Annotated in this window: 24 protein-coding genes and 4 tRNA genes; 1 reads left to right on the top strand and 27 read right to left on the bottom strand. The window is 41.9% G+C overall.

What is annotated here, in order from left to right:
* Positions 1-104: 104 nt before the first annotated feature.
* The 5 genes from tsaB to B3L97_RS09240 are packed head-to-tail and all read right to left on the bottom strand — an operon-like array spanning position 105 to position 3,376.
* A complete protein-coding gene (gene tsaB / locus B3L97_RS09260; protein ID WP_286934946.1) occupies positions 105-782 on the bottom strand; it encodes a tRNA (adenosine(37)-N6)-threonylcarbamoyltransferase complex dimerization subunit type 1 TsaB in 678 nt (225 codons plus the stop codon).
* The gene (gene tsaE, locus B3L97_RS09255) at positions 779-1,246 is read right to left on the bottom strand and encodes a tRNA (adenosine(37)-N6)-threonylcarbamoyltransferase complex ATPase subunit type 1 TsaE (RefSeq protein ID WP_286846683.1); all 468 of its coding nucleotides are present in this window, start codon (positions 1,244-1,246) and stop codon (positions 779-781) included. The genes tsaB and tsaE overlap by 4 nt, the downstream gene beginning before the upstream one ends.
* Before the next feature lie 20 nt (positions 1,247-1,266).
* A complete protein-coding gene (locus B3L97_RS09250; protein WP_286846685.1) occupies positions 1,267-1,491 on the bottom strand; it encodes a hypothetical protein in 225 nt (74 codons plus the stop codon).
* A complete protein-coding gene (locus B3L97_RS09245; RefSeq protein ID WP_286934944.1) occupies positions 1,472-3,004 on the bottom strand; it encodes an NAD(P)H-hydrate dehydratase in 1,533 nt (510 codons plus the stop codon). Before B3L97_RS09245 ends, B3L97_RS09250 begins: the two co-directional genes overlap by 20 nt.
* A 6-nt stretch (positions 3,005-3,010) precedes the next feature.
* Positions 3,011-3,376, bottom strand: a complete 366-nt coding sequence (locus B3L97_RS09240) for a holo-ACP synthase (RefSeq protein WP_286846689.1) — start codon at positions 3,374-3,376, stop codon at positions 3,011-3,013.
* 272 nt (positions 3,377-3,648) lie between these two features.
* Here B3L97_RS09240 and B3L97_RS09235 point away from each other — a divergent pair, with 272 nt between their 5' ends.
* The gene (locus B3L97_RS09235) at positions 3,649-4,716 is read left to right on the top strand and encodes a serine hydrolase domain-containing protein (protein WP_286934942.1); all 1,068 of its coding nucleotides are present in this window, start codon (positions 3,649-3,651) and stop codon (positions 4,714-4,716) included.
* A 116-nt stretch (positions 4,717-4,832) separates the two neighbouring features.
* Here B3L97_RS09235 and B3L97_RS09230 read toward each other — a convergent pair.
* From B3L97_RS09230 to B3L97_RS09125, 22 genes are all read right to left on the bottom strand, one after another.
* Positions 4,833-4,907 (bottom strand) — tRNA-Val (locus B3L97_RS09230).
* 64 nt (positions 4,908-4,971) lie between these two features.
* Positions 4,972-5,772: a pyrroline-5-carboxylate reductase gene (proC, locus tag B3L97_RS09225; RefSeq protein ID WP_286846693.1), complete on the bottom strand. Its 801-nt coding sequence runs from the start codon at positions 5,770-5,772 to the stop codon at positions 4,972-4,974.
* A 15-nt stretch (positions 5,773-5,787) separates the two neighbouring features.
* On the bottom strand, positions 5,788-6,564 hold the full coding sequence (gene rlmB, locus B3L97_RS09220) for a 23S rRNA (guanosine(2251)-2'-O)-methyltransferase RlmB (protein WP_286846695.1): 777 nt from the start codon (positions 6,562-6,564) through the stop codon (positions 5,788-5,790).
* Complete coding sequence (uvrA, locus tag B3L97_RS09215; protein WP_286846697.1) at positions 6,542-9,385, bottom strand: excinuclease ABC subunit UvrA; 2,844 nt, start codon at positions 9,383-9,385, stop codon at positions 6,542-6,544. The genes rlmB and uvrA overlap by 23 nt, the downstream gene beginning before the upstream one ends.
* Positions 9,309-11,360 carry an excinuclease ABC subunit UvrB gene (gene uvrB / locus B3L97_RS09210; protein WP_286846699.1) on the bottom strand — a complete coding sequence of 684 codons (2,052 nt, stop codon included), beginning with the start codon at positions 11,358-11,360 and terminating at the stop codon, positions 9,309-9,311. The genes uvrA and uvrB overlap by 77 nt, the downstream gene beginning before the upstream one ends.
* A 116-nt stretch (positions 11,361-11,476) precedes the next feature.
* Positions 11,477-13,384 (bottom strand): ATP-dependent zinc metalloprotease FtsH, encoded by a 1,908-nt coding sequence (ftsH, locus tag B3L97_RS09205; RefSeq protein WP_286846701.1) that lies wholly within the window; start codon positions 13,382-13,384, stop codon positions 11,477-11,479.
* A gap of 39 nt (positions 13,385-13,423) precedes the next feature.
* Positions 13,424-13,960 carry a hypoxanthine phosphoribosyltransferase gene (gene hpt / locus B3L97_RS09200; RefSeq protein WP_286846704.1) on the bottom strand — a complete coding sequence of 179 codons (537 nt, stop codon included), beginning with the start codon at positions 13,958-13,960 and terminating at the stop codon, positions 13,424-13,426.
* Position 13,961: 1 nt separating this feature from the next.
* Entirely contained in the window at positions 13,962-15,374 is a 1,413-nt protein-coding gene (tilS, locus tag B3L97_RS09195) for a tRNA lysidine(34) synthetase TilS (RefSeq protein ID WP_286846707.1), read from the bottom strand.
* 74 nt (positions 15,375-15,448) lie between these two features.
* Positions 15,449-15,525, bottom strand: a tRNA-Met gene (locus tag B3L97_RS09190).
* Between the two features lie 8 nt (positions 15,526-15,533).
* Positions 15,534-15,610 (bottom strand) — tRNA-Met (locus B3L97_RS09185).
* Between the two features lie 41 nt (positions 15,611-15,651).
* Positions 15,652-15,740: transfer RNA gene (locus B3L97_RS09180), tRNA-Leu, on the bottom strand.
* Positions 15,741-15,777: 37 nt separating this feature from the next.
* A complete protein-coding gene (locus tag B3L97_RS09175) occupies positions 15,778-17,379 on the bottom strand; it encodes a hypothetical protein (protein ID WP_286934941.1) in 1,602 nt (533 codons plus the stop codon).
* 29 nt (positions 17,380-17,408) lie between these two features.
* Positions 17,409-17,984: a hypothetical protein gene (locus tag B3L97_RS09170; RefSeq protein ID WP_286846713.1), complete on the bottom strand. Its 576-nt coding sequence runs from the start codon at positions 17,982-17,984 to the stop codon at positions 17,409-17,411.
* Positions 17,968-18,486, bottom strand: a complete 519-nt coding sequence (locus B3L97_RS09165) for a hypothetical protein (RefSeq protein WP_286846715.1) — start codon at positions 18,484-18,486, stop codon at positions 17,968-17,970. The genes B3L97_RS09170 and B3L97_RS09165 overlap by 17 nt, the downstream gene beginning before the upstream one ends.
* The gene (locus B3L97_RS09160; protein ID WP_286934940.1) at positions 18,483-19,028 is read right to left on the bottom strand and encodes a hypothetical protein; all 546 of its coding nucleotides are present in this window, start codon (positions 19,026-19,028) and stop codon (positions 18,483-18,485) included. The genes B3L97_RS09165 and B3L97_RS09160 overlap by 4 nt, the downstream gene beginning before the upstream one ends.
* Positions 19,025-19,918: a hypothetical protein gene (locus B3L97_RS09155; protein WP_286934939.1), complete on the bottom strand. Its 894-nt coding sequence runs from the start codon at positions 19,916-19,918 to the stop codon at positions 19,025-19,027. The genes B3L97_RS09160 and B3L97_RS09155 overlap by 4 nt, the downstream gene beginning before the upstream one ends.
* A gap of 15 nt (positions 19,919-19,933) precedes the next feature.
* The gene (locus tag B3L97_RS09150; RefSeq protein WP_286846720.1) at positions 19,934-20,401 is read right to left on the bottom strand and encodes a hypothetical protein; all 468 of its coding nucleotides are present in this window, start codon (positions 20,399-20,401) and stop codon (positions 19,934-19,936) included.
* A 5-nt stretch (positions 20,402-20,406) separates the two neighbouring features.
* Positions 20,407-21,273 carry a hypothetical protein gene (locus tag B3L97_RS09145; RefSeq protein WP_286934938.1) on the bottom strand — a complete coding sequence of 289 codons (867 nt, stop codon included), beginning with the start codon at positions 21,271-21,273 and terminating at the stop codon, positions 20,407-20,409.
* A complete protein-coding gene (locus B3L97_RS09140; protein WP_286934937.1) occupies positions 21,239-21,595 on the bottom strand; it encodes a hypothetical protein in 357 nt (118 codons plus the stop codon). Before B3L97_RS09140 ends, B3L97_RS09145 begins: the two co-directional genes overlap by 35 nt.
* Complete coding sequence (locus tag B3L97_RS09135) at positions 21,577-22,035, bottom strand: type II secretion system protein (protein ID WP_286934936.1); 459 nt, start codon at positions 22,033-22,035, stop codon at positions 21,577-21,579. Before B3L97_RS09135 ends, B3L97_RS09140 begins: the two co-directional genes overlap by 19 nt.
* Before the next feature lie 33 nt (positions 22,036-22,068).
* A complete protein-coding gene (locus B3L97_RS09130; RefSeq protein WP_286934935.1) occupies positions 22,069-23,271 on the bottom strand; it encodes a type II secretion system F family protein in 1,203 nt (400 codons plus the stop codon).
* Positions 23,272-23,289: 18 nt separating this feature from the next.
* On the bottom strand, positions 23,290-24,870 hold the full coding sequence (locus B3L97_RS09125) for a GspE/PulE family protein (RefSeq protein WP_286934934.1): 1,581 nt from the start codon (positions 24,868-24,870) through the stop codon (positions 23,290-23,292).
* Positions 24,871-25,091 lie beyond the last annotated feature (221 nt).

The raw sequence follows: 25,091 nt of genomic DNA, 5'->3' as shown, positions 1-25,091 counted from the left end.
AAGGTGATTTTTATTTTTTTCTTTTTATTTTTATTTTTTTATTGTGATAAAAAAGATAAAAATACAATACAAGCCTCATCTAGGGAATATCTAATGGTTTTAATTTAATTTTTCCCGAAATCTGGCTCTCTTAAATAATAAGCTTGAACTCTATCAGCAGGCGTATTCATATTTCTTCTTATATGCCCCAATTGAGCGATATTACCACCGGAAGGGATTAAATGAATACAATTTGAAACTTTTTCTTCAGGGAATAGCGTCATTATTCTGCTTTTATCATCACAAAGCCATTGGGAAGGGACATCTGAAGATATCCGAGTCGCTATTTCGTGAAGATTAGTCGCGCAACAAAAAAGAGGCGGACAAAGAACATTCATCTCACCATCCTTATTATCATAAGCAGCACAGTACACTCCCCCCCGTCCTGCCCAAATAATGGGAATAGCAACAACTCCCATGCGTACTACAGGGAATGCCATGACCTCTAGAGTGGTGAGAGGAATTACAGAAATACCTAATCCTTTTGCAAGAGCGCATCCGTAAGCAAGCCCTACCCTCACTCCTGTAAAATATCCTGGCCCAACAGTCAACGCTACAGCAGAGATTTGATTCAGTGCAATATCTGTTAAATCAAGAAGTTTATTCACTAACTCCGGGAGTTTAGAGGCCTGTTCTCTCCCTATGTTCACATTTATTTCTCCTATGACAGTTCCATCTATCGACACTCCGAGATTAGTCCATCGGGTCGCACAATCTAAACCTAAAATAATATTTTGACTCATTCCAGCCCCTCCTTAACATCTGACAAAAGGGCGTAAAGGGCTTTTTCAGCTTTCGGACCTCTCGCAGATAAAGTTATTTCTCGAGTGTTTTGATTTTTTATTTCAAAGGAAAACAGCCAAACATCTGTATCAGGCACGGTAACGAGTCGATCAGGCCACTCTATGACTACTACAAATCCCTCGTCAATATATTCAAAAAGACCTAATTCATCTTCCGCCCCTTTATGTAACCGATAAAGATCAACATGAGCGAGTAATAATTGCCCTTTATACTCATTAATAAGAGTAAAAGAAGGACTTCGAACCCCACGAATACCCAGGCCATTACCAAGACCTCTGACAAGTTCCGTTTTTCCAGCTCCTAGATCTCCGTAAAGTAAAATGACGAGACCAGGATAGACATGATGCGACATAAATTGCCCCAAGAGAATTGTTTCTTCTGGAGATGAGGATATGAATTTCATAAGGCAGCCTCTTTTCCCTTTTATTTCCGCTTACCCGCAACACAAAAAATGAGAAGAGCTCCCCCCATAAAGAAGAGAATGACCCACAACGCAGAACCCCAAGACCACTCTTTATGCATATGTTTCATTCCAAACAGCCAAAACAATGCCATTAGAAAGGTTACAAGGGTGAGTCGTAAACCCTTTCTTCGAATCTCTTCCGACTTCTTGATCTCTTCGTCCCAATTAACTTTTCGCCTTCTCATGATTACCTCTCAGCTCTGCGAGGACTGTAGGGATATAATTTGCCACATCTCGCGCTAGAAGGCCATCTACACCCCGCTGACATGAGAGGCAAGAACCTGCTTGTCCGTGAATCCATGCCCCTGATGCGGCTCCTTCTAACAACGAAAAGTGATTCCCAGCAACAAGACATCCTATAATTCCTGTAAGGACATCTCCAGATCCAGGGATAGATAATTCAGGACCACCTCTGCTTATAATTGCAGTTTCTGCTCCGTTATCAATAATAGATCTATACCCCTTCAAAACGACAGTGCCCCATTCCATAGCTATGTCCCGAGCCGCTGCAAGCCTAGAACTAGCTATCGTTTGAGCGGAGGTTCCAAGCAATGTAGCAGCTTCACCTTCATGAGGAGTAAGAATAACATCACGACGCTTTCTCAGACACCCTTTCATTTCGGAAAGCCAATATAACCCATCTCCATCAATTAGCAAAGGATGAGCCCACTGGTTCCATAAAAAATCCATGAGGCGACGTCCTCTCTCCCCTCGTCCCAAACCTGGTCCCACAACAGTCATGGTAGCACGATTCTCCCATGAAAGCAGCGATTCTACCTCCTCTGGATTATCAAGAGGATGAAAAACTGCTTCCGGCAAAAAAGAAGATCCTGATTCACAAACTTCCGTTGGAGCTACCACTATTACTACTCCACAACCGCTCCTTAATGCACCCAAAGCGGAAAGCAAGGGGGCTCCTCGATACAAATAGCTTCCCCCAACAATGAGAAGAGTACCTCTCCCTCCTTTATGCAAACCCAGGGGGCGAGGAGACAAGTAAGCAGCTGTATTTTTCTCATCCCATAAAAAAGCTCTTGGTTTGTCATCAAGAATAGCTTCTGGAGAGACACCAAGATGAGCTACATAAAGCTCTCCCACTTTTTCAGATCCAGGCATAACTACAAGACCTGTCTTAGGAGCAAGCATTGTAATAGTTATTTCCGCATCTATACATGGCTCGTAAATTTCTCCCGTAACACCGTTAACTCCACTAGGAATATCAATAGAGACAATGCCACGCCTTCCCTGGAGTAAACGAATAGCCCTCTCTACTTCGCCTCGCGGAGCCCCTATGCTTCCAGTACCTAAAAGACAATCTACTACAATATCGTTTGATCGGAAAAGTATTCTCAGATCTTCATCTGAACACTCTGAAGAAAAATAGATAGGAATACAAAGTCTTTCTGCAATGTCTAAATTTATACGAGCATCTCCATGAATTTTCTCTTTAGGAGAGGTCAAAACTATCAGAGGATCGAGACCTTGTTCTTTAAAATGCCTCGCCATAACATAGCCATCTCCACCTTTATTTCCCGAACCAGCGACAATACAAATCTTTTGAGCGTAAGGATATTTTTCAACAACGATATGCGACGCTTCTTTCCCTGCATTTTCCATAAGAACAACACCAGGTATGCCCAGTTTCTTTATGGCATTTTCATCGGCTTGCCGTACACTTGAAACATCGTAAAATTTCAATTTCAGTCACCTCTTCTCGAGCACAACAAAAGCGAGGGCAAAATCTCCATCATGAGAAAGGCTCACATGGGCTAACAAACAGTGTTTATTCATCCACTGTTCTATTTGTGGAGAAAAAACAATTGAAGGGCCCGTTGAAAATCGACGAATCCATACTCCTCGAAAAACAATCTGAAAAAAGTCAAGACCGGAAGCCTTGACAAATGCCTCGCGTGCTGCAAAAGAAGCAGCAAGATGTCTCGCAGGAACGGGTTTCTTAAAGGCATAATCCTGCTCTTCTTCATGAAAAACCCTTTGAAGGAAGCGGCGATTCTTAACCAGTTCCCCAATTCTGGAGATACGGCATAAATCAACCCCTATGCCTTGAATCATCGATATAAATCCCCCTTTTAGATCTTTACACTTTTACACTATTTCACTATGTTTATTTTATACCATGCAATTTATGAAATCGCTCAAAAACAACCTTATAAAATCCTCTACATTAATCTCACAAATATAAGCAACGCATAAAGAACTATATAACAGCACTATCAAATATATGACGACACAGGCTTGGTTAAGAGAAAAACGCAAGAGTTAAAGTTGATAAAGAAAAAGGGGGGGACAAACGTGAATAATAACCAGTTGGGAGGAAATGAGCGATGACAAAGGCATGTAATCAATCAATCTTAGATCAGTTAGTATATAGTGCCGCTACCAAAAGATATATTTATGGGGCTGTTTTTTATATATCGTCCGATGATAAAAGGATTGATGCAATTAGTGCTTGCGGGGATATGCAGGAAGGCAGCCACTATTTCATCGCCAGCATCAATAAGCTATTTGTATCCTCCATTATTCTAAGGCTCTCTGCAACAAAAATTTTAGATTTATACGATAAAATTTCTAAATATCTTTCTGACGAAATTCTCCGAGGTTTACATATTTACAAAGGGAAAGAATATTCTTATGACCTTTCCATTCTCCACCTTATTTCTCAGACATCAGGGCTCCCCTGTTATTTAACAGACAAACAAAATAACGGGGGGAAAGTGATGAAAGAACTTGAAGCAAGTATTGACCAACCTTGGCCTGTTGATAAAGTCATACAAAGGGTAAGAGAAATGAAAACACACTTTTCGCCTGGACAAAGAGGGTGCGCAAAATATACAGATACAAACCACCAAATTTTGGGGCTCATTATAGAAAACATTACAGGAGAACCTATACATGTCGTTTTAAGCAAGTTGTTTCAAGAATTGGGGCTCTCTCAGACGTACGTATATGAAGAAAGCAAAAGTGAAAAATTCGTTCCCATTCGATATAAAACTAAAATAATGCACATACCTATGTTTCTCAACTCTACGCGAAATGATATTATTTCCACAGCACGGGATCAAATGACATTTTTAAAAGCATTCTTTAACGGGTATTTTTTCCCTAAAGAACGACTTTCAGAATTAGAGAAATGGAATAAAATTTTCTTCCCCTTTCAGTATGGCATTGGGATAGAAAGATTTTCTCTGCCTCGCATTCTTTCCCCATTTCAGCCTGTGCCCTCTATGCTAGGACATTGCGGTTCTACAGGTTCAGTAGCGTTTTATATACCAAATGAAAAACTATACATTACAGGAACAACAAATCAACAAGCTAAGCCGAATATCGCATTTCAAACTATGATAAAAATTATTCAGGCAACAAAAAGCCTCTCTCTGGCGAAGACGGCTTGATTTCTTAAAAATGGTAAATGTCAGCTAAAGCTAATGTAAAAAAGAGCCTTTTATGACTCCTTCCTCATAACAAAAAGGCTTTCAGGGTTTCCCCCTGAAAGCCTTTAATCATCATATGGTGGGTGGTAGAGGAATTGAACCTCTGACCTCTTCCGCGTCAAGGAAGCGTTCTCCCCCTGAACTAACCACCCAACGACTTGGTATTCTACAGGTCTGTACCTGAATTGTCAACGCCTAGGAGAGATAAGACTTTTTTTAACTGTTTTTACTTTCCTTAGCCAGTTCCTTCCCTCTCCGCGTAGCAGAAGTAATGGCTCGGATGAAAGCACTTCGAACATCGCCTTCTTCTAGTTCATAAAGGCCTTCTATTGTGGTCCCACCAGGAGTTACAACCCCATCTTTTAACTCTGCCGGATGCTTCCCTGTTTCCAGTACAAGTCGAGCTGCTCCAATCATTGTAGCAGCAGAAGCTTTTAGGGCTAAATCTTTAGGAATGCCAACGCGAAGGCCCCCATAGGTAAGCGCCTCCAAAACTGTAAAGATATATGCTGGCCCAGAGCCAGATATGGCTGTTATAGCGTCAAGGTAGGGCTCTTCAGTCTCCTCTACCTCTCCCAAAAGAGAAAAGAGTTTTATAGCTGTATCCCGATCCTGATCCGTCGTATTTTGAGACAGAGTAAAAGCTGTAAAGGCCGCATTTACAGATGCACATATATTTGTCATTCCACGAACCCAATGAACTTCAGGCGCCACAGAAAAAAGCTGTCCTATCTGCACACCTGCCGCCATGGAGAAACATAGTTTTCCTTTTAATTCTTCAACGAGCAAGGAGATTACCGGCAACTGGATATGGGGTTTCAATGCAAAAAAAACCACATCTGCTTGACGAATTGCTTCTACATTGTCATGAAGAAGAACTATTCCCGCCTCTTCTAAATGTTTAGCCTTCTCTAGATTTTTATCCGCAGCCACCACATGGCAACCCTTTTGCGCTAATCCTTTCGCAACAGATCCACCTAACATGCCTGCTCCAATCACAGCAACGCGAAAAGTCATTTCATTCAGCCCCTTCTATTGTTCTTGTTCTCCCCAGGCCCTCGCCCATTCAAACATGCCAAGAGCCGCAGCAACACTAGCATTGAGAGACCCAGTTTCTCCAGTCATAGGGATACGGAAGAGAAGATCGCAGCGTTCCTTTACCAGACGAGACAATCCCTCTCCTTCTGCCCCTATCACGAGAATTGTACGTTTCGGGTAAGAAGCCTCCCAAAAAGATTGCTCTGCATTGTGATCTAGGCCAACAATCCAAAATCCCTCTTCTTGCAACCGTAACAACGTCTGTGCAATATTTGTTACAGCAATCATAGGAACGCGCAGAGCAGCTCCTGCACTCACCTTTACTACTGTACCACCAGGTAGTGCAGAGCGCCGTCGGGGGTAGATAACTGCCGCAGCCCCTGCCGCCTCTGCTGTTCTCACAATAGCACCAATATTGTGAGGATCAAGGATATGGTCTAATACAACGATCAATATATGTTTAGCTTGAGCATAAGGACTCTTAAGAAATATATCAAGGTCTATCTGTTCCACTGCCGTAATTCGGGCTATGACACCTTGATGAAGCTCTTTGGGGCACATTTCATCAAGAACCGATGGAGGTACCTTCTGAAAAATAACACTTGCTGACTTAGCAAGTGTTACAAATTCGTTAACAAAAGCCGATTGAGCTCTCTCTGAGATCCATAATTTTAAACATTTTTCCGGGGAATGCCGTAGTAAATCCAATACTGGCTGGCGACCCCATATAAATTCCTGATCGATGGCATCACGATCCTGTTTTTTCGCCATAACGTTCCTCCTTCTCCAGTTGCTTAGCATATTCATGCATATACGCCGCAGTATATCCTCGTTTCGAAGTCATGACTTCATCGGGAGTTCCCTGCGTGACAATTGTTCCTCCTTCTAATCCACCTTCAGGACCTAGGTCAATAATATAATCCGCCGATAGCAATACATCGAGGTTATGTTCTATCATCACCACAGTATTCCCCTGATCGACTATCCGATGGATGATCCTTAGAAGTTTTTTAACATCCGTATAGAAAAGTCCTGTAGTGGGTTCGTCAAGAAGATAGAGAGTGGGGCCTGTAAAACGTTTACTGAGCTCCTTAGCTAATTTAACTCTTTGAGCTTCTCCGCCACTCAAGGTTAAAGCAGACTGCCCCAATCGTATATACCCTAACCCTGCGTCTTGTATTAAAGCAAGTTTTGAGGATATACGAGGAATATCTTTAAAGAATTCGGAAGCTTCGTCTACTGTCATGTTCAAAACATCTGAAATATTACGCCCTTTATAACGAACTTCAAGGGTTTCTCTGTTATATCTTGTACCGCCGCATACATCACAATCAACGTATACATCAGGCATAAAAAGCATTGAGACCTTCACTGATCCAGCCCCACCACAAGCCTCACATCGTCCCCCCCTAACATTGAAACTAAAACGACCCTGAGCATATCCTCTTAATTTAGCCTCCGGCAGCTGAGAAAAAAGCTCTCGGATCAAGGTAAACACTCCCGTATATGTAGCGGGGTTTGAACGTGGGGTTCGCCCAATAGGGCTTTGGTCAACCATTACCACATTTTTAAACAGCTCTATCCCTTCTATGCCATCATGTTTCCCAGCTCTCTCCCGAAAATCTCTATCTAAAAGTCTTTTCATTCCTTTATATAATACGTCATACAGGAGACTACTTTTACCAGAGCCAGAAACACCACTGATGCATGTAAAAACACCTGCGGGAATCGATACATCAATATCCTTCAAATTATGATGAGCCACTTTCCTAAGAGTGAGCCATCCTACAGGGGGACGTACAAAGTCTCTTCGTATACATCCTGAAACTTCTCCCCGCAAATAAGGACCTGTCAAACCTTTCGTTTTGCGAATCTCTTCCGCCGAACCGGCACTAACAATTTCTCCCCCTCGCTCTCCAGCCCCTGGCCCCATTTCTATAATAGAATCAGCAGCAAGCATGGTCTCCCGGTCATGCTCTACAACTACAACAGTGTTTCCTAAGTCCCGGATAGACTGAAGGGTGCGAAGAAGGCGGTCTGTGTCTCTAGGATGAAGTCCTATCGTAGGTTCATCGAGTACGTACAAAACACCACTAAGTTTTGAACCGATCTGGGTTGCAAGCCTAATACGCTGACTTTCCCCTCCACTGAGGGTATCAGCTCTACGAAGAAGAGAGAGGTAGCCTGCCCCCACATCCACTAAGAAAGAGAGACGTTTTTCAAGTTCTAACATAACTTGTCCTACAATTTTATGCTCATTTTCCGAAAACTCCATGGCCTTTAAAACTGGTATAAGCCGATCTATAGGCGTTTCCATAAGGTCTCCTATAGAGTAGCCTTTAAGTCGAACCATAAGGGCTTCCTTACGGAGCCGTAATCCTTGGCAGGTCTGACAGAGATCCTCCACACGATATCCGCCAAGCTCTTCCATAACGTTCTCAGACTCTGTATCCCGCCATCGACTTTCTAGCCATGGAAGAAGTCCTTCGTAACGCCCCATATATTGGCGACTTTGCCCCTTATCTGTAAAAAACATGGGGAGGCGCTCATCAGAACCCCAAAGGATGAAGTCTTGAACTTTTTTAGAGAGGTTCTTATAAGGGATAGATAAATCCCAGTTTTTTTGAGTAGCAAAAGTATAAAGTTTACTCAACATATAGTGTTTTTTCTTCCACGGTAGAAGGGCTCCATCACTTACGGTACGACTAGGATCTACTGCCAATTCTTCGGAAAAATGCTCGTGACTTCCGAGACCTGAACAATCAGGACAAGCTCCATAAGGATTGTTAAAAGAAAAAAGCCTCGGCTCTATCTCGGGAAGCGCAACCCCACAATCAGGACAAGCATAATTTTCTGTTAAGAGCCGCTCTACGCCTCCGTCAGTGACAAGCAAAACATAGCCGTTACTTAAAGAAAGAGCCGTCTCTACTGCCTCACTAATTCGAGCCTTTCTGTCTTCTAAAACTTTAAGCCGATCTATCACCACTTCTATGGTGTGCCTTTTGTTTTTATCGAGAGGAATCTCTTCTTCAAGCCAATACACTGTTCCATCAACTCGAACTCGCATAAAACCCTTTTCTCTGTTTTGAAGAAAGAGGTTTTTGAACTCTCCCTTTTTAGCTCGAACTTGCGGAGCAAGAACTTCCAGACGCTGCTCCGGATAATCCTTATAAATAATATCCACTATTTCATCTAGAGAATGGCGAATAACAGGCTTCCCGCACGAAGGGCAATACGGTACTCCCAGCCTTCCAAAGAGAAGTCGAAGATAATCATAAACCTCGGTTACAGTTCCAACTGTAGATCTGGGATTATGAGATGTCCCCTTTTGTTCAATAGAAATAGCAGGAGATAAACCTGAAATATCGTCAACATCAGGCTTTTTTTGCATTCCAAGAAATTGTCTGGCATATGCAGAAAGAGATTCCACATAGCGTCTCTGCCCCTCTGCATAGAGGGTATCGAAAGCCAAGGAAGACTTTCCAGAACCCGAGGGGCCTGTAATGACAACTAATTTATTTTTCGGAAGAGTAACGCTTATATTTTTGAGATTGTGTTCTCTTGCTCCTCTTATGCTGATGAGATGCAACACGTTGCCACTCCTTCCCTTTCGATGCAGTTAAAATATCGCGAATTTGTGCCGCTTTTTCAAAATCTAAATGCTCTACCGCTTCCCACATAAGCTGTTCCAGATCAGGCTGAGAGTACGTCTGAACCGGCAAAGTTCTCTTCTCTCCACCGCCTATTTCTTGCTTTTCTTCAAAAACAAGTTCTTCGGGGAGTAAGTTTTGGATAGATTTATACACAGATTGAGGTGTAATGCCATGTTCTACATTGAAATCCATTTGGATTTCCCGGCGACGACGCGTTTCTTCCACAGAGGTACGAATACTTTCTGTCTCTTCATCAGCATAGAGAATAACTTGTCCCTGAATATTTCTAGCCGCTCTCCCCATAATCTGAATCAAAGACCGGTGGGATCGTAAAAAACCTTCTCTATCTGCATCAAGAATAGCCACGAGAGAAACTTCTGGAAGGTCCATTCCCTCTCGTAGCAAATTAATTCCTACGAGAACTGAAATATCGCCGCTCCGAAGATCACGAATAAGCTCAGCTCGTTCAAAAGCGTTAAGCTCGGAATGAATGTATTTTACTTTAAATTGTAATTCTGATAGATATTCAGCCAGGTCTTCTGCCGATTTTTTAGTAAGGGTTGTTACAAGTGCCCGCTCATTACGAGCTATAACATCCCTAAGACGGCCGACAAGGTCATCAACTTGCCCCGTAGCTGGGCTCACAATAACTTCCGGATCTACCACCCCTGTAGGGCGTATAATCTGTTCCACTATGCTTAAAGAGACCTTCTTCTCCCAATCACCAGGAGTAGCCGAGATAAAAATAACCTGCCCCATATGTTTTTTAAACTCTTGCCAATTCAATGGTCTATTGTCTAAGCAGGAGGGTAAACGAAAACCATTTTCTACCAGCGTCAATTTACGAGCTCTGTCGCCATTATACATACCACGAACCTGCGGCAAGGTAATATGAGACTCATCTATTACCATAATAAAATCATCGGGGAAGAAATCAAGAAGCGTACCTGGAGGTTCTCCGGCTTCCCGTCCATCCAGATAACGAGAATAGTTTTCTATCCCCGAACAGTATCCTACTTCTTGGAGCATCTCCATATCGTAACGAGTACGCATTTCAAGTCTTTGGGCCTCCAGCAATTTTCCCCGTTCCTTAAGGAGACAAACTTGCTCCTCAAGTTCCTTTTGAATATCTTCCATAGCTTGATCTATAGCATCGCGACTGGTTATATAGTGCTGAGCTGGGAAAATCGAAGCTTTTTCAAGCTGCTTCACTGAACGGCCACTTACTGGATCTATCTCATCAATACGTTCTATCTCTTCGTCAAAAAAAGCTATACGGAGGGCAGTGTCGTTGCTATATGAGGGAAAAACTTCAATAATATCGCCTCGAACACGGAATTTCCCTGGCTCCAAAAGCATATCGTTTCGCTCATAATAACTATCTAGAAGACATTCCATGAACTTCCTGCGCTCCCACTCTTCTCCCACAGCAAAAGGGAATATAACTTTTTCGTACATCTCTTTTTTCCCTAAACCGTAGATACACGATACACTTGCCACTACAATAACATCGCGGCGTTCAATAAGAGCTTTTGTCGCAGCAAGTCGCAATTTCTCTATCCGATCATTCACAGAGGCATCTTTTTCTATGTAAGTATCACTTGAAGGGATATAAGCCTCCGGCTGATAGTAATCATAGTAACTTACAAAATAATGAACCTCATTCTCTGGGAAAAAACCTTTGAACTCTGTATAAAGCTGCGCCGCCAGCGTTTTATTATGTGCTAAAACTAACACTGGTCTATCAAAAGAAGCTATGACATTTGCTACAGTAAAGGTTTTTCCACTACCAGTTACCCCTAAAAGGGTTTGGAAACGATGCCCTTGCCGCAAAGATTGGGTAAGAGCTTCGATGGCCTCCGGCTGATCCCCTGATGGAGGCCAGTCTGCTTCAAGATTAAATAAATGAGCCATCACTCTAGAACTCCTTTAGTTTTACATGCTTTACTAATATCTTTTTATTTTATCCCTTTTTACAACAAAAGAGCGTGCCCGCTTTTGCAGACACGCCCTTGTTTCTTCTCTACTTTTTATGCAGGATTCCCGACAACTCCAGGCCTTCCTGCCCCTGTACGAACCTGACTTTTCTCTTCTAGATCCACATTTCGGGTAGGTTCTTCTCTCTCCGCACTTTCTCCACCAGAAATGCCAAGAAGCTGGTCAAGCTCTTTCCCTTCAATAACCTCTTTCTCAAGAAGGGCTTCTGCTACAAGGTCCACTTGATCCTGGTTTTCACTTAATATATTTTTAGCCTTCTGATAGCAACTATCGATAAGGAATTTTATTTCCTGATCGATCATATAGGCTACATGATCACTATAATTTCGATCTTCCGTGATATCCCGTCCCAAAAAGACTTCCTGATGTTTATGGCCAAGCTTAACGAGACCTAATTTCTCGCTCATACCGTATTCAGTAACCATTTTACGAGCAATGAATGTTGCTCGTTCTAGATCGTTACCGGCTCCGGTTGTCACATCCCCAAAGTTGAGTTCCTCAGCTATTCGTCCGCCAAGAAGCACTGTAATCTGGTTTATCAGCTCCACCTTTGACATAAGGAAGCGATCTTCCACAGGAAGCTGAAGAGTGTATCCAAGAGCCATATGCCCTCTAGGGATAATAGATATCTTATGCACCGGATCACAATCAGGAAGATACTTCGCTACCAAAGCATGCCCCGTCTCATGATACGCTATGATGCGTCGTTCTTTATCGCTAATTAGTCGACTTTTGCGTTCTGGTCCAGCTATGACTCGGTCAATGCCTTCTTCAAACTCAGCCATGGTTATGAGATTCTTCCCAGCCCTTGCGGCAAGCAGAGCAGCTTCATTCACTAAATTAGCAAGGTCCGCCCCTACAAAACCGGGGGTTCGGCGAGCTACAACACCAAGGTCTACATCTTTATCTAATTTCTTATTGCGAACGTGGACCTCTAGAATTTCCTCTCTCCCTTTTACATCTGGGCGATCTACAACTACATGCCTATCAAACCGCCCTGGGCGGAGAAGAGCTGGATCAAGAATATCCGGCCTATTGGTCGCCGCGATAAGGATAATCCCTGTAGACTCGTCAAAACCATCTAGTTCCACTAACAACTGGTTCAAGGTCTGCTCGCGCTCGTCATGGCCGCCACCAAGTCCTGCTCCACGCTGACGACCGACGGCATCCATCTCATCGATAAATATAATGCAAGGCTGATACTTTCTTGCTTGCTCAAAAAGATCTCGCACACGCGCAGCCCCAACCCCAACAAACATTTCTACAAAATCGGAGCCACTGACACTAAAGAAGGGTACGTCAGCCTCTCCAGCTACAGCTCGAGCGAGAAGGGTTTTCCCTGTTCCCGGAGGTCCCAGAAGCAACACCCCTTTAGGAACCCTCGCCCCTAACGCCTTAAACTTCCCTGGATCACGGAGGAATTGAACGACCTCACTGAGCTCCTCTTTCGATTCGTCACATCCCGCCACATCCTTAAACGTTACCTTCGGGCGATTATCAAGGAAGAGCTTTGCCTTGCTTTTAGCGAAGTTCATGACCTTACCTCCGCCACCCTGCATGTTATATAAGAAAAATATCCATACTCCTATAAGTAACAAGGTAGGGAAGAACGACGAAATCATTGTCGCCCACCACGGAGTTTTCTGGGGAGGAGTAACTTCTACATTAACCCCCTTCGCTGCAATCTCCTTTGCAAGATCACCAGTTCCAACTACTTCCGCCTGGAAATTTCTGCCGTCTATAAAACGTCCACTTATAGTATTGTCTTTAATAGAAACACTTTTAACCTGGCCCGTATTCACAGCGGTCAGGAACTCGGAGTACGTAATTGCTTCTGCTTGCTGGGGGTTGTGAACTGGTGAAAGGAAAACATTCACCAAGCTGACCACAAGCACAACGAGAATCAAATACAACCCGAGATTCTTGATCAATCGGCCCACTAAATATCGCCGCCTCTCAGTAAATTGCCCTCTATAGGGCTATTCTTGTACATCCACAACGTGGATTGAAGGAAGATTTCTCCATTTGCCAGCATAATCTAACCCATACCCTACCACGAATTCATCTGGAATATCAAATCCCTTATAATCTACTGACACTGGAACTTTACGCCGCTCCATCTTATCAAGAAGAACACACACACGAACACTTTTAGGATGACGCTCCTTCATCAATCGAATGAGGTAAGAAAGAGTTAGGCCCGTATCTACAATGTCTTCTACGATAAGAACATGTTTCCCTTTAATGCTCGTATCAATATCCTTGTTTATTTTAACAACACCACAGGTTTTCGTGGAGTCCCCGTAGGAAGATACTGCCATAAAATCCATAATAACATTCACATTATTTCCAATATGACGAACGAGATCAGAAAGGAAAACAACGGCTCCTTTCAATATCCCCACTGTTACCAAATCTTCTCCAGCATAATCTTGAGCGATCTGTTCCCCAAGCTCCTGTACCTTTTTCGATATGGTATCCTTCGACAGGAGCACTTCCGACACTACATAGTTCATTCTACCGTTCCCCTTCCAGGGCTGAAGCCAGAAGCGTCAGCTTAAAAATGATCCAGGGGCCTTCTTCTTTCACGACATTATGTGAAGCCCCCCATTGTGGTATCCAACGCCATCCGCCAGGACCTTCTAAAACAGGCCAGAAATCAAAGAGCCACCACGGAATAGCTTTCCGTTCTTCTTTAGAGAGAGTGGCACTGATAGCGGAGACAGTAGTAATACGAAATTTTTTGCCCTCTTGTAAAGAATATATAACACATCTAGAAGAAAGAGGATATTTTTTGATCGGGGGTAAAGAACGAACCTTCTCCCATTCCACACTCCATCTTCCCCATCTGAAACTACAACCCTCTCCTTCTAGGAGAATTTCTTGATCTTCAGCGAGAGTATTATACAGGACTTTAGGATTTATCCATACTATAAAATCAGATCCACAATATACAAAACTTTCTTTTTCCCACTGGAAAAGCCATCGTCCAGATTTTTTGATAGTATCAATGAGATTTGTGAGACGATGCCTTGGAAGAGCTTTAAGGCGAAGATCTCGACCTACTGCACGGATAAACCAGGCCAGATCTCGTTTCGATAAAGAACGAGCAAAAGAAACATCCGCCGCATATTGGGCTAGTGGGAAATCCCGTCTTCCTTCTAACAAAAGAGCCTGTCCGGTTTCCTCCTCTTCCGTTCTATACTCCTGCATATCTTTTGCCAACGCTACTAGATGCTTTCGAGTAGCTGAATTTACTGTTCGTTCCAAAAGAGGTAGGATTTCGAGGCGAATTCGATTCCTTGTATAAGTAACGTCAACGTTCGTTATATCTTCTCTCCAGGAAATTCCTCGAGAAGATATAAGCTCTCTTAATTCGTCACGCCACCAATTTATGAGGGGCCGAACAAAAAGACCACGCACTTCTGGAATTCCCACAAGTCCAGACGGGCCTGTCCCTCGGCATATATTAAAAAGAACCGTCTCTGCTACATCATTAGCCGTGTGGCCTAGTGCTATTATTACGGCATTATGTTTTTGAGCCACACGTCTTAAAAAATCGTAGCGGATCCTTCGAGCTCCCTCCTCTACAGATTCTCCCTTGCGAAGAAGATCTGGCACAGAAGAATGTTCTATACATACTCGACAACCCCACCCCTCTCCTAGATGGCGGACAAAAACCGCATCATCTAGAGAGCTCTGATCTCGAATTCCATGTTCCAAATGGGCTACGATAACTTCATAAGGCCAAAATTGAACAAAAAACCACAGGAGGGCCACGGAGTCGCTACCGCCTGAGACAGCGACCACTGCCGGGCCTTTTTTATCTGCCCAGCCTTGCTTTTGGGCTATAGCCCAAAAGCGGCGACGTAAATATGATAAGGACATTTCGAAGGGAAGATCTTTGTCTACGCTTTTCACACCATTCATCACTCCACCTCCACTAATACGAGGTGAAACAAAAACGGCGGGAGACATGGCTCCCGCCTGTTATCTTTAAATATTGGTGGCGGTGACTGGAATCGAACCAGTGACACTGCGGGTATGAACCGCATGCTCTAGCCATCTGAGCTACACCGCCTAAAAAAATGGTTGCGGGGGCAGGATTTGAACCTGCGACCTTCGGGTTATGAGCCCGACGAGCTTCCTGACTGCTCCACCCCGCGATGTAGTTTTACCTAAAATAAAAACTCGACGAATTCTTTTATGGTGCCGGACGCGGGACTCGAACCCGCACGGACTTTTCGGTCCCCAGGATTTTAAGTCCCGTGCGTCTACCTATTCCGCCAGCCCGGCCAGCACTCAGACATTATAAGGAGGACTCCCAGTTTAGTCAAGGGGCGGAATTAGAAACATGAAGAATATGTGGAATGACAATCACAATTACCTCATTTTTTTCCTTCTCCGTGTTATGAGAAGCAAACATTGTCCCTAGAAAAGGCACGTCTCCCAAAACTGGAACTTTATAATGATTTTCCCGTTTCTGTTCCTTAAAAAGACCCCCTATGACAAAAGGCTCTCCGTCACGAATCCGAACAGTAGTTTCAACCTCTCGGGTACTCGTTTCTGGGTAGGTTTCTCCCCTTGCTCCCTCTCGCCATGACAAGACTTCCCCCGTTCGAATAGCTAAATCTATTGTAACTATCTGATCTCTTCCTATGAAAGGGGTCATTTCCAACTGAGGCCCCACTTCTTCGGAAACATAAGAAGGATTGCCAGCTTCGTCGCGGACAGAAACATAGGGATACTTCTGAACAAGACGAATTTTCGCCTTAGTTCCCTCTACAGCAATAACCGATGGCTCGGCCAGAACATGTCCTTTCTCTTCTTTTTCTAACATAGATAGAAGAGCATCAAGTTTCCTCATAGTACCTGTTAAAGTTTCTACTACAGGAGAATCCTTTTCTCCAGAGCTGTACTGATACCTTACCTTTCCGGGGCTGCCTCCGCCTTGATACTCTAAAAGCCAATGACGATAAATTGAGTCAATACATGAAGCGACTTCTTCCCCCGCTCGGTCAGACACCTCTACTATTCGAGCTTCAATCATGACCTGTTTCCCAGGATGATCAATAACTGAAAGCAACTCTTCAACCTTTAAAAGATCATCTTCTACCGCCGTAATGTAAAGAAAGTTCCTTCTTTTATCTTCAACTACTTTACGTAAACCTGTAAGACGCATAATTATGTTCCTGACCTGAACTACATCGCTATAGGCTAAATGATACGCTTTTGTTCTGGCCATCCCCAGTTTTTTACCAAGATCCTCAGAGGACCCAATCCATAGAGTTGTATCACCGAGAGTAGCAAAGCGAAGACCTTGAGTCTTTAATATATATCCGAAAGCTACATCGGCAGGAAGATTTTTAAGAGTAAGGGTTATATTCTTCTGAGGAACAGAATCATCGAGGAGCAAATTCACACCCCAAAACTCCGCAAAAAGACGAAAAACATCCGTAAGTCTCACTTCTCTTAAAGAGAGTGAGATAGGTTTCGAGTACTCAGAAAAATTTGTAATTTCTTTTCTTTTCTGTATAAGAGGCCCCCTCTCCTTTTGTAATATTTTTACAAGAGAAATATGCTTTTTACCATTCCCCCCATCCTTGAGGGAAATGTGCATGCCATCTTCGTGTAATAAATTCATAAAAGTATGGCCATTTTCTTCCCAGGCCCGAACTGAAAACAATAGAGGGAAAGGATAGTCTTTCTCCCACTTTTTTGCAGGGAGAAAGACTCCTGGCCATTTCAATAGACTTTCTCCTTCTCCACTGTTACGTATCTCTGGAAATGGTAAGGAAATACCCGATACTTCCATACAAACCTTCTGATCCCCTATCTGTTTAACTTTAACCCCAAGCATAGTAGGGAAATCTTCACACCAAGCCACACTACTTGTACAGATACAAACAAAAATAAAAAAGATAGATTTTTTCATGAAAGAAACATATTCTTTTTTTAATAATATCAATGACCCTCAGCACCTTGAAAAGAAGAATTTTCCCATTTTTCCCCTATCGCCACAAATGAATGCTGCCCCCCTACCTCTAATTCCACATTATCTATGGAGATATGACGGAACACTACCTTTTGGTCTCCTAGCACTTCTTTTTCTCTTACAATGGTGCCCTCTTCTCCGCTAGACAACATATCCACGAGGGATAAATTTCCCCCCTCCCCCAGTAGAACGCCAGAGATGCGCATAAGAGGATGAGAAGCTTCCTCTTCCTTCCGTTTTTCTAAAGATTCTCTTCGAGAGCTTATAAATGGGGATAGTTTTCGTGGGAGTGCAAAAAGTTGCTCTCTATTCCCTTTACTTTCTACTTCGCAACGAAGAAAAGTAGCGAGAGTTTTTATATACTGCTCGTCTTCATGTGAATTTTCGTTACATTGAGGAATCTGAGCCTTTTTTGATTCCATCACATCACCATAAACTGCGACATTTTGGGGGAACCAGATATAACCTAAATATAAAAAAACAAAAGAACCACTAAGAAGACTGAGTAGAGATAAAAATTTCCATAGACTATATTTTACTGTCACTTTGTTTTTCACCTATCTTTCTTATATCAAATGAAATGTGTAAAAAAACTTCTTCTCGACAGGGATATAGTTCCCCTTGCTGTAAATGTGCTAAGCCATAAAGTTTTTCGCTTTCTTTAATAAAATCGACACACTGAGAGTAGAGCCCTCTACATTCCATACGTACAAGATTCGGTTCCTTCTGATCTTCGTAAAACCTTGCAATAGTCAACCCACATTTTTTTGCCAGATCATAAAGTCTCTTTCTCGGGCTCGGGGAAGAAGCTGTATCTCTTTTATATTTTTCTTCAACTTGCTTTAAGATTTTTTCGTAAAGAGAGACTTGCTGCATTAAACACGCAACCTTTTCCTCTACTCGTTGCTTTTGAAGGCTTACTTGTAGCAATCGCGTCCTCGCTGTTTTTTGTCTCACAACCATGCAACATAAAATAAAGAAACAGACGAGAATAAATACTCCCCATGTCCCCTTGAAAAAACGCAGATACAGTGAACTTTTCTTCAATGAGATCGCTCGCATCTCTTGCTCTGGGTTATTTTCATTTTAAACAGAGCAAAATCACCTTTCCACGAGAGGAGAGGGCAGCATATCTCTTCTGAAGGAAAAAACTCAGAAAGAGAATCTCTCCACAACAATATCTCATCACCTCTACCCTCTCCTACCAAAAGAACAGACTTTTGGTCAAAAGAAATTTCTTTAAGAGAAACCGAATCGGGAAGATTGCTTGTGAGAATCTCTAAAAAACGCCCGAAGAAAAATCTTGATTGTTGAAAAAACGAGATCCAGTTTTTACATTCAGAACATAATGTCGTATATTGATGATCTAACTCTTTTTGCAAAATCGCCATCTGGGCTATTTTATTCTGCATGTATCCTATATTTTCCTCCATTTTCATTCCACATTTCTTTCCGTTATGCAAGGCAAATCCCAAGGAAAAAGTAAAAAATGCAACCACGCCCCACATAATCCCTTCTTCCCATTTGTTAAGGAGGTCTCTTTTTCTGCCTTTTATATAAGATGGAAGCAAATCCATAGATAAACTCATGAGAAATCCCTTAACGCTACGCCCACTGCGACTTCAAAACCATCTAAATCAAACCCATTTTTTTCTATTTTCCATTTCTTCCATGGAGATAGTGCTGGTATAAACGAAGGAAGAATTTGCGTAATTTCATTCTTCATGTCTTTGCACCCCCTAAGCCAGTATTGTCCCGAAAGATTTTGAATATCTTTTTCGCACAGAGCTACTTCCATGTGGATCTGTTCCACTGTTTCTTTTAAAGGGAGAATAGCACTTCGTATATCTTCATTTTCAGAAATGATAAGAGACGTTATTTCTTCTTCTTCATCTCGAAAAGCAAGCATCATTGGCTCTCTCTCTAAAGAATCGACCCCTTTAAAGGCTCGCAAAAGACTTATTTGAGGAGGTTCAAGGCAGGCTGCACCTATTCGAGATTTTTTTAAAAGTTTCATAAGTTTCAAAACATGACATTTCTTTATAGCCGCAGTAAGAAAACAATGTTGCCCCTTCCGCCCATCGGACAGCTCTAGAGCAACACTGTCTCTACACGTATCATCTAAGCCCATCCCAAAAATTCGTTGAAACTCCCATTTAAAAGCCTCTCGCAATTCTTTATGAGACATTAAAGGGAAACACAAAGTATGCAAAGCCGTTTCCTTTAGCATAAAACTTATGTTCATTAACGGATTCAGCGGTAGAAACGATTCCTTTTTCAAGGACAAGAAAAGAGAGAGCCAATCCTGTGTCCGATCAAAAATATTCTTTTCCTTTGGGGATGGCAACTTTAATGCTTGCTTAACATGCAACTGCCCTTTTTCCCAGTCTAGATGAATATATCGAACCACCCGTTTCTCTATAGAAACCCCAGTGAGGGGAATTTTCTTCCATTTTTTCCCCCAAGGGAAGTTCCACAAAAAAATCACCTCTCTTTAAAGGTTTCCAAAAGACCAATAGATACTTCTACAGGTAGGGTAATGCACTAGACACTCCACCTTTATAGCTGTTGATCCCTTCCTCCCTTTAGAACAAAACCATATATATCGATCATCCTGAGATGATCTGAAATATGGAGGCATCCATTTTTCCCGATCTTCGTAATAAACACCACAATCCAAAGCTACAACTTGTACCTCTACTCCATTAAGATTCAAAATTTCATATTCAGGGGGTAACAAATTATAAGGAGGTACCCCTTCTTTCCTAGCATAAAAAATCCATTCTTTCCCTTGTTGATGATATGTTTTGATCCAGTGAATTCCTTGATATACTCCAAAAAGAGAGCTGTGATAAAGTTTTACCCAGATATCCACAACATCAGTCATCCATAGATTGTCTTCCAGGAAAGAATAGAACCAAGGGATTAACATGGAAAAATAAGCCAAAGAGATTAATATCACTATTACTACGAATCCTCCGCTTTTAGAGGCATATTGCGTAGTCGAAAGGCAGTGTTTACTTCTTGGCTCTTTTTTTTGTGCTTTACTAAAAAGCAAACTTCTAGAACTCCTTTCTCCTCGTTATAAGCAAAAGATGCTTTTTCTATGCCGCTTACCACTGGTTGCGAGTTTTGATATGTAACATCGTGACAATATAGCTCTGGACCTCCACTTGGTCCCATCTTTACATATATTTTGGCAGCTCTAAGCAAATGTAAGGAAGCACCAACTGGGATACTTGCAACATCTTCACTCAATTCGGATAATTGTAATATTCTTCCCCGTATCCCCTTCAATCGCAAAGGGCGAGAAGCTCCTAAGAAAATCACCCAATTAAAAGTTTTTCCTGCTTTTCCTGTCGTTCCTCTAAGCTTATTAGGTGAAGGAGGAACAGAGAGAACCACCTCTTGTTTTTCTGGAAAAACTGACTGTACTTTATTGGCAGTAGGGACGGCATAAACTATTCGAAGCTCATCTCCCCAGTCAATGCCAAGGTTCTGAGCTCTATTGTTCGGAACAATAGTTACTGGCTTTCTCCATGCTCCAAGAGCTGGTATATCACTAAAGGTCTTTTGGTACTCTTCTGGCACTCCAGGAATCCCCAAGGCTCCATTGAGAACTTTAGGCATTAAAAGAGCTATAGCATGAGCTGTTTTTACTTGCGTTTTTCTTTCCAAAACCATAAGAGACACACAATCAGACATTCCTCGCCAGCCCCATAATAAAGCTGTGCTTACCATCGCTCCTACGAAGAGGGCCATAAGAACTTCCGGAAGACATAAACCATAATATTTCCTTCTATCTCCAGATTGAAAGTTCATAAATTTTTTCATGATTTTTCAGGTCCCCTTCTACAAATGAGCAAGAAAAAACTGAAACTATGATATTGCAAGAATTTACAAGCTTCTTCTCAATCCAAAAGCCTAAATCTGGAGAGGAAAAGTTGTCCTCATCCCAGCCATATTCCGCTACGTAATGAGCAGCCCAGCAACCAACGAAAGATTTATGGTTTCGAGAAATGAAAGCCATAGTATTGGTAAGGGTATAAAACACACTTGTTAAAAGAAGAGAACCTATTAAAAGACCTATTAAGGCTTCGACAAAGATAAAACCTTCAGACTTTTTCTCGTCTTCAGTTACATAACCCTTATCCATACCCAAGGTTCTTCACCACTTACATAGGGTGTTTGGGGCTCTTCCGAAGAGCTGGATGAGCCATATAGTCCATTTTCTTCCGCCCGTTGTTCTATATACCGAGAAACTTTCTTTTTTATGGGACCGCAACCTATAAAAAGTTTTTCCTCATTTCCATACAAAGAAAAAGATTCGGCCTGAATTTTTCTATCAAGATACGTTTCGAGGCACGTTATATCAAAAGTAGATGGATCATTAATTTCTGCATCTTCTTCCATAGAAAACATGAGATAAGCAACTTTAATAGACCTCAAATCAGATATAATTCGAACCGCCTCCGCAGAAGCCATAGCCCGAGAAGCTGCAATCATTACCCCCCCTGATAAGAGCCCCATGATCATGAGAACCACAAGCAGTTCTATTAACGAAAACCCCTCTGTTTTTCCTTTAAATCCTTTCACTTTGTTATTTTCGCTCCTTTCCCTATAAATTTGTTACAACACAAGGCTATGCACAGCTCTCATAAGAGGCATAAACAGAGCTACAACCATAAAGAGAACAAAAATGCCGATTACAAGTGTAAGGACAGGCTCCATAAGGACTTCAACCCTCTTGAAATCTGTAGCGAGGCTCTTCTTATTTTGTTCTGCTTCTTTTTGAATCACCCATTGCAGAGTGCCTGTCTGTTCCCCTAAAGAAACCAGAGGAGCAAAAGCGGAAGGGAAAAAAGAGTGCTCTCGAAAAGCTCTCCCCAGGGGTACTCCCTGACCAAGTTTCTGAGCCACTTCCTCCCAGATTCTTTGGACTCCCTCATGACCGGTAGCATTTCCTGTCAAGTGAATAGCTTTTAACAAGGGCATTCCCGCCTCTAAAAGAGCTGCCAATATATACAGGCTTCGAACCAATAAAAATTTTTTTCTAAAAAAACTGATAGAACATCTCTGATAATTAAAACGATCAAAGGGAAACCCTTTTCTGAAATAGTGCCAGATAACCACAGAAAATACCAAAAACATCAACGTTAATAGCCCTATAAATTTCCGCCTCTCTGATAAAAAAATAATAAGCCTCGTTATTTTAGGAAGAGGGATATTCAGTCTTTTTAAAAAGTCCTCTATTTCAGGTAAGACTTTATTAAAAAGAATTCCAAAGACAAAACAAGCTAAAATTCCTATAAAAGCGGGATAAAGCCATGCTGTAAAAAGCTTCCGATGAAAATCAATTTTTTGTTCAAAGAAAAGCGACAATTGCGATAGCATTTTAGGAAGTTTTCCACTTTCTTCTCCGGCCTTTACAATAGGAACAACTCCAGGAGGCAAAAAAGCACTTTCATATAAGCTATCACTGAACGCCAACCCCTTCTCTAAATTTACTCTCAAATCTTTAATAAACGGAATAAAAGAAGCTTTGGGGCACTCTTGCTCTATTACAACAAGAGCTAATGATATAGTTCCCCCTGCTTGCAGGATAGAGGAAAGTTGAGAAAAAAAGCTCGCTAAGAAACGAGAAGAAAGACGGCGTTTACCTCTTGAAGGGAAAGAAAAAAGTTCCGCTGATACATGTCGCCTCAAGTAGACAGGCATAAGGCCTTGTGCTTGAAGTTTTTGTGCTGCGTCTTTCTTTGATGAAGCTTTTATAGAGCCACTCGAAATTCGTTCGCCATTTGAAGTCGAACGAGCACGGTACCGGAAAATCACTTTTCTCTTAACCTCCCTTTAAAGCAGAGAAATTTCTTCCACAGACGTTTCTCCTAAATACACTTTTTCCATTGCATTCTCGCTTAAAGTTTTCATTCCTTCTTTTTTAGCCTGAACACGAAGTAACTGCGTTGGCTCTTCTTGCAAAAGAAGACGACGTATATTTTGAGTTATGAACATGAGTTCAAAAACTCCAGTCCTTCCTTTATACCCAGTCCCTTGACAATAATGACATCCTCTCGCTGTGTATTTTTTACCCACGCTTATATCAGAAAGAACTTCTTTGCAATAAGGGCAAAGAAGACGTATCAGTCGCTGAGAAAGAACTGCTTTTAGAGCCGATACAACTAGAAATGGAGGAACTCCCATTTCCATCAGGCGCAAAGGAGCACTTGCTGCATCCTCCGTGTGAAGAGAAGATAAAACGAAATGCCCCGTAAGTGCTGCTCTCATGGCGAGCTGCGCTGTTTCAGGATCCCGAATCTCGCCGACCATAATAACGTCAGGATCTTGTCGCAGAATTGAGCGCAAAACAGAATGAAAAGAACGACCTGTTTTTTCGTCTACCTGTACTTGTGTTACACCTTCATGTGTACGTTCTACAGGATCTTCCACAGTTGTTATATTCAGAACATCGGCATTCATTTCGTCAATTAAAGCGTGCAAAGTTGTTGATTTTCCACTCCCAGTAGGTCCTGTAACAAGGAACATTCCTTCTCCTTTATTGAGAATATTTCTTAGTTGATCGAGCTCACTACTGCCAAGTCCTAATTTTTCAATATTCTCAGGAGATGCCGATGGGTCCAGGAGACGAAGAACTAATTTTTCTCCGTAGAGCGTCGGTAAAGAAGAAACTCTGACATCTATAGGCATAGACAGAGATGGATGGAGACAAAAACGGCCATCTTGAGGAAGTCTCTTTTCTGCTATATCCATAGATGCAAGCAACTTTATTCGAGAAATCACAGATGGATGAAAATCAGGAGAAAAGACATACATAGGGTAGCAACATCCATCAACTCTATAACGGATACGGCTAAAATCTGCGAAAGGTTCTACATGTATATCAGAGGCTCTACATGTTAAAGCTTTTTCGATAATAGAATCTACAAAACATACAACTGAGTTAGGAGATGATAAGCTTACTTCCCCTTCTTTATTACCTTGGAGGCCATAAACGATTTTGCGGATCTGGGAGAGAGGAGCTAGAAAAAGTTTAAGGTTCATATGGGTCGCATTATGTATATAACGGAGTTTATCTGCGTTAAAAGGGTCAAAAAGAGCTATTTGAAGTTCATTTTTTTCAGGAATACATGAGAGAGGAAGAATGTCTAACCGTTCTATCTGTTCCATAGTAAAAAAAGCCAACGCCTCTTTATTAGGAGGGGAAAGAGGCAAAAATACAATAGGAAGCTGCGTAAACATTCGCATGAGAGCAAGAAGACGATCTTCTAATCCTGGCGAAAGATGTAAAAACTCGGCAATAGGAAAAGATGTACGACGATATTTTTCATAATTATTCTTAATAAGAGGTCCTGTCACTTCGTCTTTCAAAAGAAAAGCAGAAAAGTTTTTCCATGTTCTCTCATCTAAAAACACAATATCACCACATGTAAAGAAAGATATAGAAAAGCTATAAATAATATAATAAAGAATAACATATTAAGAGATTATTTTCTTTATAGAAAATATGGAATAGAAAGACTTAAGGGAAGTAGTACTTATATAATGATCGTTTCAGTGAAGGGAAATACTCTTTCTGTTCTTTTCGTTTCTTTACACGCTTTTTGTCAGTTCTCTATCATTCCAGAATGTAAGGC

This window comes from Aminobacterium sp. UBA4834 (genome assembly GCF_002400205.1).
GTDB lineage: Bacteria > Synergistota > Synergistia > Synergistales > Aminobacteriaceae > Aminobacterium > Aminobacterium mobile.
The sequence above is the reverse complement of the archived record's forward strand: the minus strand, read 5'-3'. Positions and strand labels throughout refer to the sequence as shown.

Excerpts from the sequence above, each read along its gene's own strand:
- proC (WP_286846693.1), bottom strand. The coding sequence starts at position 5,772 with ATGACTTTTCGCGTTGCTGTGATTGGAGCAGGCATGTTAGGTGGATCT.
- B3L97_RS09240 (WP_286846689.1), bottom strand. The coding sequence starts at position 3,376 with ATGATTCAAGGCATAGGGGTTGATTTATGCCGTATCTCCAGAATTGGG.
- B3L97_RS09140 (WP_286934937.1), bottom strand. The coding sequence starts at position 21,595 with ATGGATAAGGGTTATGTAACTGAAGACGAGAAAAAGTCTGAAGGTTTT.
- B3L97_RS09145 (WP_286934938.1), bottom strand. The coding sequence starts at position 21,273 with ATGAAAAAATTTATGAACTTTCAATCTGGAGATAGAAGGAAATATTAT.
- B3L97_RS09235 (WP_286934942.1), top strand. The coding sequence starts at position 3,649 with ATGACAAAGGCATGTAATCAATCAATCTTAGATCAGTTAGTATATAGT.
- tsaB (WP_286934946.1), bottom strand. The coding sequence starts at position 782 with ATGAGTCAAAATATTATTTTAGGTTTAGATTGTGCGACCCGATGGACT.
- B3L97_RS09175 (WP_286934941.1), bottom strand. The coding sequence starts at position 17,379 with ATGAAAAAATCTATCTTTTTTATTTTTGTTTGTATCTGTACAAGTAGT.
- B3L97_RS09160 (WP_286934940.1), bottom strand. The coding sequence starts at position 19,028 with ATGAGTTTATCTATGGATTTGCTTCCATCTTATATAAAAGGCAGAAAA.
- hpt (WP_286846704.1), bottom strand. The coding sequence starts at position 13,960 with ATGAACTATGTAGTGTCGGAAGTGCTCCTGTCGAAGGATACCATATCG.
- tilS (WP_286846707.1), bottom strand. The coding sequence starts at position 15,374 with ATGAATGGTGTGAAAAGCGTAGACAAAGATCTTCCCTTCGAAATGTCC.
- rlmB (WP_286846695.1), bottom strand. The coding sequence starts at position 6,564 with ATGGCGAAAAAACAGGATCGTGATGCCATCGATCAGGAATTTATATGG.
- B3L97_RS09250 (WP_286846685.1), bottom strand. The coding sequence starts at position 1,491 with ATGAGAAGGCGAAAAGTTAATTGGGACGAAGAGATCAAGAAGTCGGAA.
- tsaE (WP_286846683.1), bottom strand. The coding sequence starts at position 1,246 with ATGAAATTCATATCCTCATCTCCAGAAGAAACAATTCTCTTGGGGCAA.
- uvrB (WP_286846699.1), bottom strand. The coding sequence starts at position 11,360 with ATGGCTCATTTATTTAATCTTGAAGCAGACTGGCCTCCATCAGGGGAT.